Origin of the sequence: Bacillus cereus group sp. BfR-BA-01408 (genome assembly GCF_022663305.1) — a bacterium.
GTDB lineage: Bacteria > Bacillota > Bacilli > Bacillales > Bacillaceae_G > Bacillus_A > Bacillus_A pacificus.
Genome location: NZ_JAKUFF010000295.1, coordinates 1 through 235, shown reverse-complemented (window position 1 = coordinate 235; position 235 = coordinate 1). Strand labels below are relative to the sequence as shown.

The window sequence follows — 235 nt, the reverse complement described above, 5'->3', positions numbered from 1 at the left end:
ATACGCTGCTAAATCTTTGAATTCATATTTCCAATCTGTTGCTTTGCTTACTTCTTGCGTCGCAATCACTGCACCATTTTGTAAAAGGTCTACTTTAATCATTTCCGGACGGTCTGTCGCGTTACCGTCGTTCCACGTCTTCGTTCCTTCTACTTTTGTTTTACCCACTTTTGTATTTGTGATGTCAGTGCCACTTACTTTGGATTCATATCCGGCTACTGGCTGTTCTTTCACT

Annotated in this window: 1 protein-coding gene; it reads right to left on the bottom strand. The window is 41.3% G+C overall.

Annotated elements, in window-relative coordinates; all coding sequences use genetic code 11:
* Positions 1-235: Cna B-type domain-containing protein (locus MR083_RS27365; RefSeq protein WP_242270140.1), on the bottom strand; the 235-nt coding region annotated here is incomplete at both ends.